The organism is Flagellimonas sp. (assembly GCF_965215805.1).
Classification (GTDB): Bacteria; Bacteroidota; Bacteroidia; order Flavobacteriales; family Flavobacteriaceae; genus Flagellimonas.
Map to the genome: position 1 here is coordinate 3650132 of NZ_OZ244124.1, position 17631 is coordinate 3667762.

The window sequence follows — 17631 nt, forward strand, 5'->3', positions numbered from 1 at the left end:
AGATGATTTTGCCTTCCACCAACATCCAGCAAAAACTAAACAAGCTTCGGAATAAAGATAGTTCTGGGGATGCCCTGCTGCAAGAAATCAGAAATTACCTAGCCAAGGTTCAAAAAGAAGACAACCGGATTAAAAACCAATTAAAATCCAAAGAGAAAACCAGCTCTAACCCATTCCATTTTGATCTGTTGGACACGGACCGAATATACCATCTGGTGCACATCAAAAAAATCTGTATTGACTATCGCCTTCGGTTTTTGGACAGTCAATACTTCAAAGGCGAGTTGCCGCAGGAAGCCCTGAACCAAATCAAAAAATTGGAGGCACAGCATCAAATCCAGCTGGGCGGGTATAAAATAATGGCTCCTTCCAAATTGTTCAAGCTTAAGGACAAGGACGACCCCCTACTCTTTGTTCCCATGGGCAACAATTACTTTTATTTGGTGCACCAATGGGGCAATGACCTTCACCCACTAAGAAAATGGTTGGTCTGGCCCTTTAAGGGCATGGTCAATCTGGTGCTGTTTACCCTGTTGTTGAGCTATCTTGTAACTCTTTTGGTACCCGATGGCTTGTTCTCCAAAAACAATTCCACCGCAGAGTTCTGGATTATCTTCTTTTTTATGTTCAAATGGATAGCAGCCGTGGTCATTTTTTACGGCTTCGCTTTGGGGAAGAACTTCAACCCGGCTATTTGGAACAGCAAATACTTTAACGCTTGATCAGACCGTTTCCAGGGCATACATTTTATCCCGCTGTGCCTTAATGGATTTATCGGACATATAATCGTCAAAGCTCAAATAACGGTCAATGGTTCCCTTGGGGGTGATTTCTATAATCCTAGTGGCTACCGTATGCACAAATTCATGATCATGCGTGGTCAGAAGTACCGTGCCTTTAAAGTTTTTCAGTGAATTGTTAAAGGCAGTGATACTTTCCAAATCCAAGTGGTTTGTAGGTTCATCCAACAACAAAACGTTGGCTCTAAGCATCATCATACGGCTCAGCATACAACGTACCTTTTCACCTCCAGATAGAACTGTACACTTTTTTAAGGCCTCTTCCCCACTGAACAACATTTTACCCAAAAATCCACGGATGTAAACCTCCTCGCGCTCTTCTTCGGTCTTTGCCCATTGGCGCAGCCAATCCACCAAATTAATGTCTTCGTTAAAGAAGGAAGCGTTGTCCGCCGGCAAATAGGACTGGGTGGTAGTAACTCCCCACTGGTAGGATCCACCGTCTGCCTTTCGCACACCATTGATGATATCATAAAAAGCCGTTGTAGCTCTAGAATCCCTGGAGATAATGGCCACCTTGTCCCCTTTGGCCAGATTAATGTTGACATCCTGGAATAGCAAATCCCCATCCTCTGAAGTAGCGGATAGTTTTTCCACATTCAAAATCTGATCTCCAGCTTCACGCTCCCTGTCAAAAATAATGGCAGGGTATCTTCTGCTGGATGGTTTGATATCTTCAATTTTCAGCTTGTCCAACATTTTTTTACGGGAGGTTGCTTGCTTGCTCTTGGCCACGTTGGCACTGAATCGCTGGATAAATTCTTGGAGTTCCTTGGCCTTTTCCTCCGCTTTTTTGTTCTGTTGGGCGCGTTGTCTGGCCGCCAACTGGCTACTTTGATACCAAAATGTATAATTTCCCGAGAAAAGGTTGATTTTTCCAAAATCGATATCGGCAATACTGGTACAAACCGCATCCAAAAAGTGACGGTCGTGAGACACCACAATGACCGTATTGTCGTAATTGGCCAAAAAGTTCTCCAACCAATTAATGGTCTCATAGTCCAAATCGTTGGTGGGCTCATCCATGATCAACACATCCGGGTTGCCAAAGAGCGCCTGTGCCAAAAGCACCCGAACCTTGAGCTTGGAATCCATATCGGCCATGTTGGTATAATGCAGTTCTTCCGTAATTCCCAAGTTGGACAAAAGAGCCGCAGCATCACTATCGGCATTCCATCCGTTCATTTCTTCAAACTGTACCTGAAGCTCCCCAATCTTTTCGGCATTCTCATCCGAATAATCCGCATATAGGGCATCTATCTCCTTCTTGATTTTGAAAAGGGGCTTATTTCCCATCACCACCGATTCCAAAACAGGAAATTCATCATAGGCATTGTGATCCTGTTCCAAGATGGACATTCGCTTTCCGGGCTCTAGGCTCACACTCCCTGAAGTGGGTTCGTTCTGCCCGGACAAAATCCTTAGAAAGGTGGATTTCCCCGCCCCATTGGCGCCAATAATACCATAACAATTTCCATGGGTAAAGGTCACGTTGACCTCATCAAACAACACCCTTTTTCCAAATTGTACCGATAGATTTGATACTGATAACATGCAACGATAAATTTTGCTGCAAAAGTAGCTAAAACCTATTCGTATTTCCAATTTAAAACGTGATTATTAAACTACACAAAAACAAGCTTTTACAACATTTAACTAGCCATTAACAAGCTATGGGTTCTGCTATACTTAATTTTGTTGGTCAAATGTGATTGTTTCCATTGTATGATTAGATTTTTACTCGGCCTCTCCCTTTTCTCGATTTTGGCGTGTACTGACAAATCAGGAGAATGTCCTACGGTCTTTTTTGGAGGGGAAATAGTGAATCCTACCAGCGAGTATGTTGTTCTCTACAGAAGCGACACCTATATCGATTCTGCTAAATTGGACACCGGAAATCGCTTCTCCTTTAAACTTCAGGGTATAGAGGAAGGACTCTACCATTTTGACCACAATCCAGAACTTCAATATCTATACTTACAGGAAGGCGATAGCATCCTCATTCGATTGAACACCATGGAGTTTGATGAGTCCTTGGTATTTTCTGGTGAAGGAAGTGAAATCAACAATTTTTTGATTGAGATGTTCTTGGCCCATGAAAAGGAAGAGTATGAAGTATACGGGTTATATCACCTACCCCCGGAAGAGTTCAGGTCAAAAATGGACTCACTTCAGGCAGCGAAACTGGAGCATTTGAACGAGCTTGTTGCAGAAAACAAATTATCCGAAAAGGCCATTAACCTTGCCAAGGCCTCCGTTAACTTCCAAAGCTATACCCACAGGGAAGCCTATCCGTTTTACCATAAGAAGAAAACTGGAAAAGAGGAGTTTCCCAATTTACCTGATAGTTTTTACGCATACCGCAAAACAGTAAATCTGAATGATCGGGAGCTAGCATATTTCAGACCCTATTTTGATTATATCAAGTATCATTTCGGTAACCTTGCCTATATGTCCTGTATGAAGGATTGTGGCATAATGGAAAAACCGGCAATGGGCAGATTGCACTACAACAAGCACAAACTAAGTTTAGTGGATAGTTTGGTCGATGACAATGAACTTAGAAACTTGTTGTTCCGGAATATTGCCATGGATTATCTGCTACGAGAGCATTCGGCCAGTCAAGAGTGTCAAATATTTATTGATAAGTTCCGCAAACTCTCCTCCAGCGATGAACACAAACAGGAGATAGACGACCTCTACGATGGTATCCAAAAATTACAGCCCAACAAGGAGGTTCCCGATGTCGCCATTGTTGATGTAAATAACGAGCCTGTATCCATCAAGGAAATAGCAAAAGATGGGAAGACCATTTTTTACTTCTGGACAGGATCGCAAAAAAAGCATCTAAAGAATGTCGTTAAATATGTGGCAAAGTATCAGAAGAAGCATCCGGAGTACCGCTTTGTGGGCATCAATGTAAAAACGGGCTACACCCAATGGCAAAACTTATTGGAAGAGCACAATCTGGATAAAGCCAACCAATTCCATGCCGCCGACTTTGAAGAGATCCAGACGACCATGATCTTGGACGATCTTTATAAATGTGTAATCACAGAAGACAATATGATTGTGGATGCCTTCGCCAATCTAAAAAAGCCCCAAATGTAAATTCATTCAGGGCTTTTCCAAAATCAATTTTCTTTTTGTTTAGGAATTTCCTTTACGGTAGTCCGCCAAGAATTTCTCCAAACCTATATCCGTCAACGGGTGTTTCAACAATCCTGTAATGGATGAAAGTGGGCCGGTCATTACATCCGCTCCAATCTTGGCACAATCGATCACGTGCATGGTATGTCTAATGGATGCTGCCAAGATTTGTGTTTCAAATCCGTAGTTGTCATAGATCTGACGTATTTCCGCGATCAGGTTAAGACCATCCGTGGAAATGTCGTCCAACCTTCCCAAAAAAGGAGACACATAAGTAGCTCCAGCCTTGGCAGCCAATAAAGCTTGTCCAGGAGAAAATACCAAGGTGCAGTTGGTTCGGATTCCGTTATCTGAAAAATATTTCAGGGCTTTTACCCCATCCTTGATCATAGGTACTTTTACCACAATTTGATCATGGAGTTTGGCAAGCTCCTCCCCTTCTTTGACCATGTTGTCAAAGTCTGTGGATACCACTTCTGCGGAAACATCCCCATCCACAATGTTGCAGATGTCCACATAGTGTTTTAATATATTTTCAGTTCCGGTAATACCTTCCTTGGCCATAAGCGAAGGGTTGGTGGTAACCCCATCCAAAACACCCAATTGCTCTGCTTCTGCAATTTGGTCCAAGTTGGCCGTGTCTATAAAAAATTTCATCCTTCTTAAGCTGTTTTTATGTTGTAATAGAATTCGTTGCGAATTTACAACATTAAGAAGGCACGGCTTCACAAATGGGATAAAATAAATGTTAGGAGACCACTATTCCACTACCTGAATTGTGAACTGTCTTGTAGTTGAATCCGAGCAAGTTGGACTACCATCGTAGCCATAATAATCGTAGGATTCCACAAAGAGTTCCACAGTAAATCTATAAGTACCACGCTCTTCTGGTCGCCCAAAAAGCTCCACGGACCTACGTCTAAAGTCATAGGAAATACCTGGCGGAAGATCGCCATAGACCACAAAATCGTAAATATAATCGTTGTCGTTGACCTCGTTACTGATCTCCGCAGTTACCTCGTCGTAGTACCGTTCCCCAACAAAACCGATTTCCAAAGGTCTATCATGAAGTTCTGGATTGATGTTGAAAACGCACTCGTAAATCTCGTCGCAGCCTTGAAAAAGAAAAGTGGATGCTGCCAATAAAATGATGGTTGTAATGTTCTTTGGTTTCATGTTTACAATGAAATCAAAAAACATGCCATCGTGTTTTTACAACTTGTAATGGTTGAGCAAAAGCTTCTCATAAACTCGGCTCGGAAGAATTCTTTTCAGCACCAACGAAAGCCTTTGCGTAAATTCTCCAACTGGATAGTGCACCTTGTTTTTTTTCTTTAGAATAATCTGATGGACCTTCTTCGCTACCTGCAGGGGATCCCCACCCGCATCCACATGCTCGTTCATCAAATCCAAACTGCGCTGGTAATCCTCTTCGTAGGCCGAACCCTTCATCACAGGAGCATGATAACGTCCCGCGGCAATATTGGTGGCAAAATCACCTGGAGCCAAATTGGTGATGGATATCCCAAATTTCTTGGTTTCCATCCGCAAGGCTTCGGTTATCAGATTTAAAGCGCCCTTGGTCGCCGAATAATATCCTCTAAAGGGCAGTCCCATATACCCAGCAATGGAAGTAGTGTTGATGATCAGTCCCCCACCTTGTTTGCGCATTTGGGGCAAAACGGCCTTCATCATATGTATTGGGCCATGCAAATTGGTGTCAAATACATTCAGAATCTCCTCATGGGGAGTTTCCTCAATGGGACCTGTAATGCCAACCCCAGCGTTGTTGATAAGCACATCCAGCCTCCCTGCTTTGGAAATAACCTCACTTACTGCTTCATGGACGCTTTCTGGAAGTTTCACATCCAAACGGATAAGCTCAAAAGCAGAAAAATCAGGGTATTTGTCTGGATTCCTGGTAGTGCCATAGACCTTGTATCCTTTCTCGGTTAGATAAGTGCCCACAGATTTTCCTATTCCCGAGGAACCGCCGGTGATCAGTACAACTTTTTTATCCATGTTTGCTGTTTGAAATTGGGTTGGAAAGATACATGATCAGGAGAATTTAGGGCACAAAAAAAGGCAAGCTACCTACATCGCACCGCTACAACCACATACCCTTGCTGCGTTCCCGCCCTGGGGGATTTTGCAGGAGCTGGTCGTGTAGGACTTGCCAAATGCAAATATACGACCATTTTAAATTTGCTGCAATCCCATTTATCCTTAATTTCGATAACCAAGTCTGAACACAATGAAAAAAGCGATTAGCACCATGGTCAAGCTACTTTCCATATTTGGTTTCCTGCTCTTTTTCCTCGGATGCGGCGAGGCCGATCCTACCAAATTCTTTGCCATACAAATGGAAGGCAATGGCAACAAATTCCAGCAAGGGCAAGAGGTGGGTGTTTCCGTTAAAAACAAAAAGGAAATTGAGATTTCCAACATTGAATATTCTTTGGATGGGAAAACCTTGCCTGTTTCCAATGGTAAAATAAAACTGGATGCGGGTACATTGGGCAACAAAACCTTGGTGGCAAACATCAGCTTTGGAGATCAGTCCATCGCCATTGAAAAAAAGATCAGGCTTTTGGCCGAATCTTCTCCGGAAATCTACACCTACGAAATCCTTAATACCTACCCGCACGACCAAACGGCGTATACCCAAGGATTGGAATTTCACAATGGGATTTTATACGAGAGTACAGGAAAAAAAGGATTCTCAACGGTGCGTAAGGTAAATTTTGAAACTGGGGAGGTTTTGGAAAAAATTGATATGGATGCCGATGTTTTTGGGGAGGGCATCACCTTGCTCAATAATCAGCTGTACCACCTCACTTGGCAAAAACGAATGGGTTATGTATACGACCCCAATACCCTGGAGAAAAAAAAGGATTTCAGTTATGGCAAAAGCCGTGAGGGTTGGGGACTCTGCAATGATGGCACCAAAATCTACAAAAGCGATGGCACCGAAAAAATATGGTTCTTGGATCCAGAAACCCTGGAGGAAATGGGCTATATAGAAACCGTGACCAACAAATCCATCTTTAACAAGGCCAATGAGCTGGAATTCGTGAACGGGAAAATCTATGCCAACGTGTACCAAAAGGAAAGCATGATGATCATTGACGCCACCTCGGGCGCCATAGAAGGGGTCATCAACTTTGGGGGGCTCAAGAACAAAATAAGGAAGGGCGCCAATTGGGACGAAGGCAATTCCGTGCTCAACGGGGTGGCCTACCACCAGGAACGGGGCACCTTCTTCGTAACTGGAAAAAATTGGGACAAACTCTTTGAGGTCCAAATCCGAAAAAAGGACTGATGCAGTCCTATTCCGAAGTCCTGACCGTACAGGAACAGGACCTGGACAACAACCAGCATGTTAATAACGTGCGCTACGTGGAATGGGTTCAGAATATTTCCAAAAAGCATTGGGAAGCCGCCACGAATCCAGATATACGCAAGGACATGATTTGGGTGGTCAAAAATCACAATATCTCCTACCAACGTTCTGCCCTATTGGGAGACGAGCTCCTAATAAAAACCTATATACAGAAAACCCAAGGCCCACTCTCAATCCGGATAGTGGAGATTCTTCACAATAAAACAGGGCAACTTATAGTTAAGGCTATTACGGAATGGTGCCTTTTGGACGCCCATAGCTTACGACCCAAACGCGTCCCGGAAACCATCCAAAAACTATTCAAGGGAACGTGAACCGCTGGTATCTCAAATCTATGGCAATCTGCGCAGGCATGGTCCTCATCATCCTTGCCGCCTCCTGCCGTAAGGATTTTGACTACGAACCCAGCTCTGGCAATCTGTCCTTTTCCAAGGATACCGTTTTCTTGGATACCATTTTCACCAACATTGGGAGCGCCACCTATACCTTAAAGGTATATAACAAGGGGGTCAGGGATATATTGATTCCCTTTATTGGTTTGGAGACGGGACAAAACAGCAGCTATCGACTCAACGTGGATGGCTTGGCAGGAAAGGAATTCACGGACATTCCCCTTTTGGCCAAGGACAGTCTTTTTGTCTTTATTGAAACCACCTATGATGTGGCACCCACCAACCAAACCGAATTTTTGTACACAGAAAATCTTTTGTTTGGCACTGGCCCCAATACCCAAAACGTACCCTTGGTCACCCTGGTCAAGGATGCGGTCTTCCTCTATCCCGCCACGCAATCCGATGGTACCAAGGAAACCCTGGTGGTAGGCCAGGATGCCGATGGGAACGAGATACAGGTGGAAGGTTTTTATCTGGAACCCGAACAATTGCTCTTCACCAATGAGAAACCTTACGTAATCTATGGCTATGCCGCCGTCCCTGATGGCAATACTTTGAATGTACAAGCAGGTGCGCGAGTGCATTTCCATAACAATTCGGGCTTGATCGTTGAAGGTGGTGCTTCCCTGCACGTAAATGGCAGCCTTAGCGAGGACCTAGAACTTTTGGAGAACGAGGTCATTTTTGAGGGCGACCGTTTAGAGCCCGCCTACGCTGAAGAACCAGGCCAATGGGGCACCATCTGGTTGAGATCGGGGAGTACCAACAATCATTTGGAACATCTCACGCTCAAAAATGCCACCTTGGGGCTAAGAGCGGAAGGCGAAGCACCTTGGGACACCCCTACCCTGACCCTTCGCAACTGCCAGATTTATAACAGCCTTAACCATAATCTTTGGGCCACCTCGGCTCGTATTCTGGCAGAAAATACCGTTTTGGGTGGCGCGGGCGGCTACAGCTTTCTGGGACATTTGGGTGGCAGATACCAATTTACCCATTGCACCTTGGCCAACTATTGGGGCAACGGATTTAGAACGGGCACTGCCCTGGCCCTGGATAATTTTGAGGGATCCACAAGCACAGACTTGGAACAGGCGGATTTCATCAACTGTATTGTTGGCGGGAGCATGCCCGTGGAGTTTAGTTTGGTGGCGGATGCCGCGGCGGCCTTTAATTTCAGCTTTAGAAACTGCCTACTGCAGTTTAACAGCTCGGACAGTAGTTTTGAAAATGACCCGCTATATAACTTTGGGGACGCAGATCGTTATATTGATGTAATTTTTGATAGTGACGCGGATTTTTTCTTACCTTTTGATAACCAATTTCATATAGGTGCCAATTCGTTTGCCATAGATGCAGCAGACCCGGATATTCTCCCTTCCATTTCCATGGACATCCGAGGTGTGGACAGGTTGCCAAATCCAGATATTGGAGCGTACGAATTTGTTCCTGAAAATTGAGTTTTTTGGAATTTTTATGATAAAAACCCTCGAAAAACCCTGTTTTTGCGGGAATCCCCCAGTTTTTTTAAGGGAAAAATGCAACGAGTTTTTTTGAGACGTTATTAACTTGCAGCCAGGGTTTTACATATGGATTATACCTATACCATTATCGATTCCAATGCTGCTTCCAAGCTCCAATTACAAGTGTACTTGAGAGAATATGGAGACTTTAGCTGTGTAGGTACCGCCGCCAATCCCGAAAACGGTTTAAATACCATTCTAAAATTTGCCCCTGATGTGGTTCTGATCAATCTTCAGGACGAGGGCATGGGTTATTTTCATATGGTATCGGAACTGAACCAGTTCTTGAGCAGCCTCCCCATTATCATAGGCTACTCCTCCTCCAAAAAATTTGCATACAACGCTATTAAAAGTGGTTTCTTTGATTATTGGGTCTTGCCGCACAACGAGTTTGATGTGCGCAAGACCATTTTAAGGCTGCGCAAGAGTTTCCCTCAACAAAATGTTCCCGCCACGCTCTGCCTTAAGACCTATAATGATTATAGGTACTTGGACACCACCGATATCCTATACCTAAAATCCGATAACAATTCCACGGACTTTTTTATGCGCAATGGCCATGTGATAAGCGCCTTTAAAACCCTCAAGTCCTTTGAGGAGCAGCTGCCAGAGAGCTTTGTCCGTATCCACCAAAGTTATATTATCAATAGCCGCTATGTACGCCGTATCAATTACGGAAAGTCTATCTGCACCCTACGGACAGAGAACCAGGACGAGCTCCCCTTCTCCAAGACATACAGGGAAAAAGTGGACACCCTAAAGGAAATGCTCTCCAAAACGGCAATTAACACTTATAATTAGTGTAATTCTTACACATTTCTGCAAAATTCTAACATAGTAGGTCCATTTACTAAAACATTTGGGACACCCGCTTTCTTTCTGAATCACTAAGATAACTTGGCTGCATAAACCAAATTTTCTAACCAAAAATTAAGAAAGATGATGAGAAAGGTTGTAAGTATTTTTGCCGTAGTAGTATTGACAATGGGATTGTTTTCTTGTGAAGCAGACAATGTAAGTGAAACCGAAGCCCTAATGGAAAGCTTGGAAGATCAGGACTCAAGCACAGGGTCAGATAAGAATGACGACGATCGCCAGTAAACAACATTTAACCCAAAGCTCATGAAACAACATTACATCAAAATCTCCTTAATTATAGGTGTATTTAGTTTTTTTGCATGTTTCCAAAACTCTGACATCCAAGATGAAGCTGTTTCGGAGCCTATGGTTACTTTTGACAATAAAATATTGAAGTTGGAACGGCAGAATATCCGTAGCCTAATCAATAATAATAGATTTTCTGGTTTGATTCATGCAATTGATGACGACCGTCAATTGTAAGTAATTGCCATCTTAGTACAAAGCCTCATTTCCGTTACGGTCTGGGGCTTTTTTTATACCTTGTAGTAAAAGAAAACAAAACTTTACCCCCATTTTAGCACAATACCTTGAAAAACAAGTACATAATACTGGTTCTAATTTTGCTATGCGCTTGCGGAAAGCAAGCTACGGTTGTTCCCGTTTCCAAAGAGTCTGAACAAATCAACACTTGGATTGATGCTTCACGGGATAGTACGCATCTGCCCTTGGAAACACGCAAAGGTTTTTTAAGTCAATCTGCAGATTTGGCCTTTGGAATTGCCAATGATACCATCCGACTGGATCATCTCTCTCGAATTTCCTTGGCCTACAAACGTTTGGAAGATTCGTTGGGTTTCCGACAAATGAATCAGCGGGTTTTAAAGCTTGCAGCTCGAGGTAAACTTTATAAAGCCGAAGGGGAATCGCATTGGGATTTAGCCTCCTTCCTTAAATCCTATGGCGTTATGGATAGTGCTTACTATCATTACCAAAGTGCCTACCGAAGTTTTGACCGTTTACCAATTGATTCCACATCGCTATCTCTTAGAGGACGAATGTTGTACAGCATGGGAGATATCCAAGATTATTTTAAAGACTACCTTGGCGCTGAGATTAGCACCACCGAGTCACTAATTATATTCGAAGAATTAGGAGATCACTGGAGAATTTATAATTGTAACAATCTTTTAGGGGTAATAGCTCTTGGTATGAATAACCATGAAAAATCTCTTGAGTACTACAAGAGGGCTGGAGAACTAATTCAAAAGCTGGATTCTTCAGACAAAATTGCCCTAGAGTGGCAAAACAAAAACAACATAGCTTTTGTTTTCTTAGAGAATTCACAATATGAAAAGGCAGAAATGGAATACTCAGAATTGGTGGAAAATCCCAATATTAGAGCGGAAAAGCCTGTGCTGTTTGCAAGAGCAATGACCAGTATGTCTTATTCCATTTTTAAGGGCAAAAAAAATGTTGAATTGGCACATGAATTAATTGATGAGGCAATTGGTATAAATGATAGCATTGGTTTTTCAATGGACCAAGCTCGAGCTAAACAATATCATGCTGAAATTTTTGCTTTTCTGGGAGACACAGCTCAGGCAGTCCATGTAGCCAATGAGGCTTTACTGCTGGCCAAAGAGACTTCTAATAATGATCAAAATCTAGAACTATTGAGACTACTAACTGGTTTAGATAGCAAAAATGCAGTTGCACATTCGAACAAATACTATGATCTCAATGAAAAAATAAAGGAAGAGGAACGCACCAAAAGAGACAAATTCGCCCGTATCCGTTTGGAAACGGACGAGGTAATCCAAAGAAACGAGGCCCTTACCCGTGGCAAACTTATCTGGACCTTGGTGGCCATTGGCCTGCTGTTGTCCGCCATCGCGCTCTACATCATTTTTACCCAACGGGCCAGTAACAACAAGCTTAAATTTGAGCAGAAGCAACAAGAGGCCAACAAAGAGATCTATAACCTAATGCTCTCACAACGGGGCAAGTTTGAAGAAGGCAAAAAACTGGAGAAGAAACGCGTATCCGAAGAGCTGCACGATAGCGTGCTGGGCGATCTGCTTAGCATTAGCATGTTCATGGGAGCGCTTAACGAACAGAACGACGAATCTGCCGTGGAGCAGCGGGCGCAAATGATTGAAAAACTACGGGAAGTGGAGGAAGAAATCCGAACCATATCCCACGAAATGAACAAAGCTTCGTACGAAAAATTTTATAACTTTATCGTTTCCTTGGAAGAGCTGGTGGAGACCATTGAAGCTTCCTCTGGAATTGAATGTTCCTTTACTTATGACGACGATGTGGAATGGGATGCGCTGGATGGCGATATCAAAATCAACAGCTATAGAATTGTGCAGGAATCCCTTAAAAACAGCGTCAAACATGCCCAATGTAAACAAGCCCTCGTTGCCTTTAAGCTGTCAGATGGTATGCTTGCCCTGACCATACAGGATGATGGTGTTGGCTTTGATGTGAACAAGGGCAGGAACGGTATTGGTCTTCGAAACCTGACCTCCAGAGCAGAAAAAATGAACGGAACCCTGCATGTGGATAGTGGAAAAGGAAACGGGACCACCATTACGGTCCAGATGCCCGCCAAGTATATTGGATCGCAAAACCCTTCAGATATGGAGGGACAAATGCAAATGCAAAATGCCTAAATCTTAAATACGGAACGTATGAAAACACTACGAATTTTAACCATTGATGACCATGAGATGACGATGCTGGGGTACAAGTATATCTTGGAGCGCATTGTTTTTGAAGGATATTCCATAATTGTGGATACGGCCAATTCCTATGAACTGGGCAAACGTATGATCGAGGAATCCGTGGACTCCTTTAAATACGACATCCTGTTTCTGGACGTACAATTGTATCCTCCCAATGAAGATCAACCCCATACGGGTGAAGATCTGGGTAAGTTGGCCCGGCGCTTGGTCCCAGAGACCAAGATCATATTCATGTCCTCCTTTAGCGATAATTTTAGAATCAACAGCATACTTAAATCCGTGGACCCGGATGGCTACTTGATCAAAAACGACATCGACCCCCAAACTTTGGAAGATGCCGTGAAAACGGTAACATTGAATCCTCCTTATTATTCCTCCAAAGCCTTGGCGGCCATTCGTAAAAAGTTGAAGAACGATATTGATCTGGATGAAAAGGACAAGAAGATTCTCTACCATTTGTCCATTGGAACCAAGAACAAGGATTTGGAACAACATATCCGTTTGTCTCCTTCTTCCATAGAAAACCGAAAAAGGCATATGAAAACCCTTTTTGGTACCGAGAACGAGAACGATCTTGCCTTGATTTTGGCAGCCAAAAACCGTGGGTTCATATAATTGGTTTGTCATCGCCGTCAGGTGATTTCCAGAAGGCCATTTTTTCTTTTTTCCCAAAAAATCCCTAAAAAAGGGGGTAAATTGAAGGAAATCCCCAGAATTTTTAAGGATTTCCTCCAACCGAATGATAAAGTTTCGTTTTAACTTTGATAGGGAACACGATGAAGAAACGAAATGCCATACCAAAAAAGATCCAATCTAATTTTCCCCCTAACTGGTATCAGGACATTTGTTGCTGCAGAAGGACTGGACGAATTCATTCGGGTTCTTGAAAAAGATTTTTTCGCGGAATTGACGGTAAAATGTCAATATGAAAGAGCAATTGAGAGGACCGAATTAATTTTAGATGTTTCTTGCAACTTTGGTCTTACCGAAGGTTTGCACCATTTCAGCACTGGTAATTGGGGTGGATTTTCCTGCACCGAAAATGGAAAATCCTCTTTTGACACTGCCTTTGAGCAGTTGAGCAATTTGAATGACGGAAACATAGACATCGCCGAGCTGTCTATCCACTTTAAGGACACCTCCGTTATTATAACTAGAATCCAAGATTACAGCATCCCGGACCAATTGGGGGCCATTATCAATAAGGCCAGCGAACATTTTGTGTATTTCACAAAAGGCCTGACGGAAATGCCCTATGAAATTTTTGTATCCGTTTTTGAAGATGCTTCCCAGAAGGGAGGTTCGTTGGAAAACTGGGAACAAAGCTATTTTGACCACTGGGGGCTGTACTTTGAAGATGACCCGCAACACGACGTGATGGTCTACTGCTTGGAAAGCAAAACCATGAAGAAAGAAGATTTTTTCCTCTTGGACTAAAACTACTTTCTACCAGTAAGGGCTGTAAAGAAACACCTTGTCCAGTTTAAGCACTGAACAACGGTCTTGAATGCATAAGGTCATGCACCTTTTGCTTAATGCCTGCTATGCTCTTCTCGTTTGTAGCATCCATAAGCACCTCATCTATATAACCCACAATGGTTTCCATGTCAGCTTCTTTGAGTCCACGGGTGGTTACAGCAGAAGTTCCAAACCGTATTCCAGAAGTGATAAAGGGCGATTGATCATCAAAGGGCACCATGTTCTTGTTGGCAGTGATGGCGGCTAGCTCCAGGGCTTTTTCCGCATCTTTCCCTGTTATGTTCTTGTTCCTTAGGTCGATGAGCATCATATGGTTGTCCGTGCCCCCGGAGATTACTTTGTAATCCCTGGCCACAAATGCCTTGGCCATGGCCTCCGCATTTTTCTTTACTTGGATGATGTAATGCAAGAAGTCATCCGTTAGGGCTTCTCCAAAGGCTACGGCCTTGGCCGCAATGGTATGCTCCAAAGGTCCACCTTGGTTTCCTGGGAAAACGGCCAAATCCAAAAGTCCCGACATTTTTCTCAAGTTTCCGTTCTTTAATCGGATACCGAACGGGTTTTCAAAGTTCTCTCCCATTAAGATCAGTCCCCCTCTTGGCCCTCGCAGTGTTTTATGGGTGGTGGTGGTCACAATATGGCAATGCGGAATGGGATCGTTCATAATACCCTTGGCAATCAAGCCCGCTGGGTGCGAGATATCTGCTACCAAAAGGGCATCAACACTGTCGGCTATTTCCCTAAACCGTTTAAAATCCATGTCTCGCGAATAGGCAGACGCACCCGCTATAATCAGTTTGGGTTTTTCCTTATCGGCAACCTCTTGGATTTTATCATAGTCGAGCATCCCTGTTTCTTCTTCTACCCCATAGAAAACAGGATTGTAAAGTTTCCCGGAGAAATTCACAGGGGAACCGTGGGTCAAATGCCCACCATGGGAAAGATCAAAGCCTAAAATGGTATCACCGGGTTGAAGACAGGCATGGTACACCGAAGCGTTGGCCTGGGAGCCCGAGTGTGGTTGTACGTTGGCATAGGACGCACCAAACAATTCCTTGGCCCGATCAATGGCCAATTGCTCAATTTGGTCCACTACCTCACAACCTCCATAATAGCGTTTTCCTGGGTAGCCTTCCGCATATTTATTGGTCAACACGGAACCTGCCGCCTCCATAACCTGTGGGCTTACAAAATTCTCGGAAGCAATCAGCTCCAAGCCTTCCAACTGTCTTTCTTTTTCGTCTTCAATGAGTTCAAAAATTCGGTGATCTCTTTCCATTTTTGCCTGTGAATTTAGAAGTGCTAAAAGTACGAATAGAAAAGCTAACGGAACTGAAAAAAAATGTGCCAAAAATCAATTTTATCAAACGACAATTAACAATGTTCCGCTGCTGGTTTGAGAGTCAAAATCAGGCTCATTTTGTGCATTTCATCGATTTTATACTACCGTTAAACCTTTTTCGTTAATAATTTGAAGGTTTTTGGCACGGCTGTTGAAAAACCAACCATAACCAATAAAATCAAAAAGCCATGAAGAAAATACTACTCTTTGGTACACTGGTACTACTTGTTGCCTGCGGAGGCGTTAAAAAGACCCAGGAAGCTTTGAATAGCGGAAACTATGTTTCTGCCATGAACAAAGCCATCAAGAATCTAGCGGAAAACAAGACCAAAAAAGGACATCAACCCTATGTGGTGTTGTTGGAAGATGCGTTTGCCAAGCATACACAGCGAGAGCTGGAGCAGATTGCCTTTTTGCAACAGGATGGCAATCCGGCCAACTTGGAAAACATTTATAACAAATACCTGCGTTTGAAGGAAATCCAACAACGGATAAGACCTTTAATGCCACTTTCGATTTACGAAGAAGGTAGGGACGCCCGATTCAATTTCCAGAATTACGATTCTAGAATTTTGGCTACCAAGACCAATCTTTCCGAATATTTGTACAGCAATGCCAACAATATGTTGACGAATGCAAGGGAGAAGTTTGAGTATAGGTCCGTTTATAGCGAATTGAAATATTTGCAGGATATTAATCCTGGATATAAGGAAACCATTGCCAAAATGGACGAGGCTTACAACAAAGGTTTGGAGTATGTTCGCGTTGATATCGGGAACGAGACCGAACAGATCATCCCAGAGCGATTGGAAACCGAACTACTGGATTTCAATGCCTACGGCATCAATAATTTCTGGACAGAGTTCCATACCAATCCCTTGGAAGATGTGAACTATGATTATGCGCTTAATCTGAATTTCAGGGAAATCAATATTTCTCCAGAGCAGATCAATGAGAAGCAGATCATCAAAGAAAAACAAATCAAAGATGGGTTTGAATATTTGTTGGATGATGAGGGTAATGCCGTAAAGGATAGTTTGGGCAACCGAATCAAGGTGGATAAGTTTAGAACGGTGCGATGTAATTTCTATCAGTTTACCCAGTTTAAAGCTGCCCAAATTGGAGCCAAGGTGAGTTTCACCAATTTGGCCAACGGGCAGGAAATCAACTCCTATCCCCTAGCCAGCGAATTTGTTTTTGAGCACATATATGCCAACTACAGAGGTGATAAAAGGGCTTTGGATACAGACTTGATAAACCTGCTGAACGTAAGAGCGGTACCCTTCCCAACCAATGAGCAAATGGTCTACGATGCTGGGGAGGATTTAAAAGCCAGACTGAAGTCCATTATTGCCCAAAACCAGTTTGTGGCGGACAATCAGTTCAATGACTAGATATTGTATGTTAGATACTAGATAAAGTAAGTGCGAGCGCCCAGAAAACGGGCGCTCGTATTTATTTCATTCCCTCCTAAACCACTTCCTTTAAATCCGTATCCGCTATTGCCCCATGTGAGGTATGGAAACTAGCTTTCCCGTTTTTTATGACGAGTAGTTGCGGGGATTGATGTCTTACCTGAAATTTACTTTCCACCGCATTGGACACTCCCCTGTGCGCGTGCAAATCCAAAAAGTAGATGTCATTTTCATCACCCAGATTATAGCTTCCTGTAAACATATTCAAAACCATTCGGCTAATCCCACAAGTGGTGGAATGCTTAAATATAATCTGTGTCCGGGTTTTGGATTTTTCTGCAATCTCTTCCAATTGCTCCATAGATTCCAATGGAATCCATGGAACTTTTGTTGTTGCCTTTTCCTTTTCTTCCTTTTTCCCGAATACGTTACCGAATAATCCCATACTGCAAATTTATATGTTATGTCGAGCTTGGGCAAAAAGCTTACAAACTGACGAAATGTCCTGTGTTTTTG

General features: G+C 43.2%; 18 protein-coding genes and 1 other RNA gene. 12 read left to right on the forward strand and 7 right to left on the reverse strand.

Annotated features, from left to right (window positions below; all coding sequences use genetic code 11):
- Window positions 1–2 precede the first annotated feature (2 nt).
- Window positions 3–722: a hypothetical protein gene (locus ACOOE0_RS16110; protein WP_420399936.1), complete on the forward strand. Its 720-nt coding sequence runs from the start codon at window positions 3–5 to the stop codon at window positions 720–722.
- Here the strand turns inward: ACOOE0_RS16110 and ACOOE0_RS16115 are convergent, their stop codons facing one another.
- On the reverse strand, window positions 723–2354 hold the full coding sequence (locus ACOOE0_RS16115) for an ABC-F family ATP-binding cassette domain-containing protein (protein WP_420399937.1): 1632 nt from the start codon (window positions 2352–2354) through the stop codon (window positions 723–725).
- A 171-nt stretch (window positions 2355–2525) separates the two neighbouring features.
- Between ACOOE0_RS16115 and ACOOE0_RS16120 the strand changes: the two genes are divergently transcribed.
- Window positions 2526–3911: a TlpA family protein disulfide reductase gene (locus ACOOE0_RS16120; protein WP_420399938.1), complete on the forward strand. Its 1386-nt coding sequence runs from the start codon at window positions 2526–2528 to the stop codon at window positions 3909–3911.
- Window positions 3912–3950: 39 nt separating this feature from the next.
- Here ACOOE0_RS16120 and fsa read toward each other — a convergent pair whose 3' ends face one another.
- The 4 genes from fsa to ffs all read right to left on the reverse strand — a co-directional run bounded on the left by fsa (window position 3951) and on the right by ffs (window position 6129).
- Window positions 3951–4607: a fructose-6-phosphate aldolase gene (gene fsa, locus ACOOE0_RS16125; RefSeq protein ID WP_420399939.1), complete on the reverse strand. Its 657-nt coding sequence runs from the start codon at window positions 4605–4607 to the stop codon at window positions 3951–3953.
- A 102-nt stretch (window positions 4608–4709) separates the two neighbouring features.
- The gene (locus ACOOE0_RS16130) at window positions 4710–5150 is read right to left on the reverse strand and encodes a hypothetical protein (RefSeq protein ID WP_420399940.1); all 441 of its coding nucleotides are present in this window, start codon (window positions 5148–5150) and stop codon (window positions 4710–4712) included.
- A gap of 12 nt (window positions 5151–5162) precedes the next feature.
- On the reverse strand, window positions 5163–5972 hold the full coding sequence (locus tag ACOOE0_RS16135) for an SDR family oxidoreductase (protein ID WP_420399941.1): 810 nt from the start codon (window positions 5970–5972) through the stop codon (window positions 5163–5165).
- A gap of 58 nt (window positions 5973–6030) precedes the next feature.
- An RNA gene (gene ffs / locus ACOOE0_RS16140) (signal recognition particle sRNA small type) lies at window positions 6031–6129 on the reverse strand.
- Window positions 6130–6204: 75 nt separating this feature from the next.
- On the opposite strand from ffs, the gene ACOOE0_RS16145 reads away from it, so the two are divergent.
- From ACOOE0_RS16145 to ACOOE0_RS16185, 9 genes are all read left to right on the forward strand, one after another.
- A complete protein-coding gene (locus tag ACOOE0_RS16145) occupies window positions 6205–7272 on the forward strand; it encodes a glutaminyl-peptide cyclotransferase (RefSeq protein WP_420399942.1) in 1068 nt (355 codons plus the stop codon).
- Window positions 7272–7667, forward strand: coding sequence for an acyl-CoA thioesterase (locus ACOOE0_RS16150; RefSeq protein WP_420399943.1), 396 nt, complete (start codon window positions 7272–7274; stop codon window positions 7665–7667). The genes ACOOE0_RS16145 and ACOOE0_RS16150 overlap by 1 nt, the downstream gene beginning before the upstream one ends.
- 38 nt (window positions 7668–7705) lie before the next feature.
- On the forward strand, window positions 7706–9205 hold the full coding sequence (locus ACOOE0_RS16155) for a choice-of-anchor Q domain-containing protein (RefSeq protein ID WP_420399944.1): 1500 nt from the start codon (window positions 7706–7708) through the stop codon (window positions 9203–9205).
- A 129-nt stretch (window positions 9206–9334) separates the two neighbouring features.
- Complete coding sequence (locus tag ACOOE0_RS16160; protein WP_420399945.1) at window positions 9335–10069, forward strand: LytR/AlgR family response regulator transcription factor; 735 nt, start codon at window positions 9335–9337, stop codon at window positions 10067–10069.
- 138 nt (window positions 10070–10207) lie between these two features.
- Window positions 10208–10369: a hypothetical protein gene (locus ACOOE0_RS16165; RefSeq protein ID WP_420399946.1), complete on the forward strand. Its 162-nt coding sequence runs from the start codon at window positions 10208–10210 to the stop codon at window positions 10367–10369.
- 21 nt (window positions 10370–10390) lie between these two features.
- Window positions 10391–10609 (forward strand): hypothetical protein, encoded by a 219-nt coding sequence (locus ACOOE0_RS16170; RefSeq protein ID WP_420399947.1) that lies wholly within the window; start codon window positions 10391–10393, stop codon window positions 10607–10609.
- A gap of 107 nt (window positions 10610–10716) precedes the next feature.
- Window positions 10717–12807, forward strand: a complete 2091-nt coding sequence (locus tag ACOOE0_RS16175; protein ID WP_420399948.1) for an ATP-binding protein — start codon at window positions 10717–10719, stop codon at window positions 12805–12807.
- Between the two features lie 18 nt (window positions 12808–12825).
- Entirely contained in the window at window positions 12826–13494 is a 669-nt protein-coding gene (locus tag ACOOE0_RS16180; protein ID WP_420399949.1) for a histidine kinase, read from the forward strand.
- 174 nt (window positions 13495–13668) lie between these two features.
- The gene (locus tag ACOOE0_RS16185) at window positions 13669–14316 is read left to right on the forward strand and encodes a hypothetical protein (RefSeq protein ID WP_420399950.1); all 648 of its coding nucleotides are present in this window, start codon (window positions 13669–13671) and stop codon (window positions 14314–14316) included.
- A gap of 46 nt (window positions 14317–14362) precedes the next feature.
- Here the strand turns inward: ACOOE0_RS16185 and glyA are convergent, their stop codons facing one another.
- A complete protein-coding gene (gene glyA / locus ACOOE0_RS16190; protein ID WP_420399951.1) occupies window positions 14363–15637 on the reverse strand; it encodes a serine hydroxymethyltransferase in 1275 nt (424 codons plus the stop codon).
- 251 nt (window positions 15638–15888) lie between these two features.
- Between glyA and ACOOE0_RS16195 the strand changes: the two genes are divergently transcribed.
- On the forward strand, window positions 15889–17094 hold the full coding sequence (locus ACOOE0_RS16195; protein WP_420399952.1) for a hypothetical protein: 1206 nt from the start codon (window positions 15889–15891) through the stop codon (window positions 17092–17094).
- Window positions 17095–17170: 76 nt separating this feature from the next.
- On the opposite strand, the gene ytxJ is transcribed toward ACOOE0_RS16195, so the two are convergent.
- On the reverse strand, window positions 17171–17560 hold the full coding sequence (gene ytxJ / locus ACOOE0_RS16200) for a bacillithiol system redox-active protein YtxJ (RefSeq protein WP_420399953.1): 390 nt from the start codon (window positions 17558–17560) through the stop codon (window positions 17171–17173).
- Between the last annotated feature and the right edge of the window lie 71 nt (window positions 17561–17631).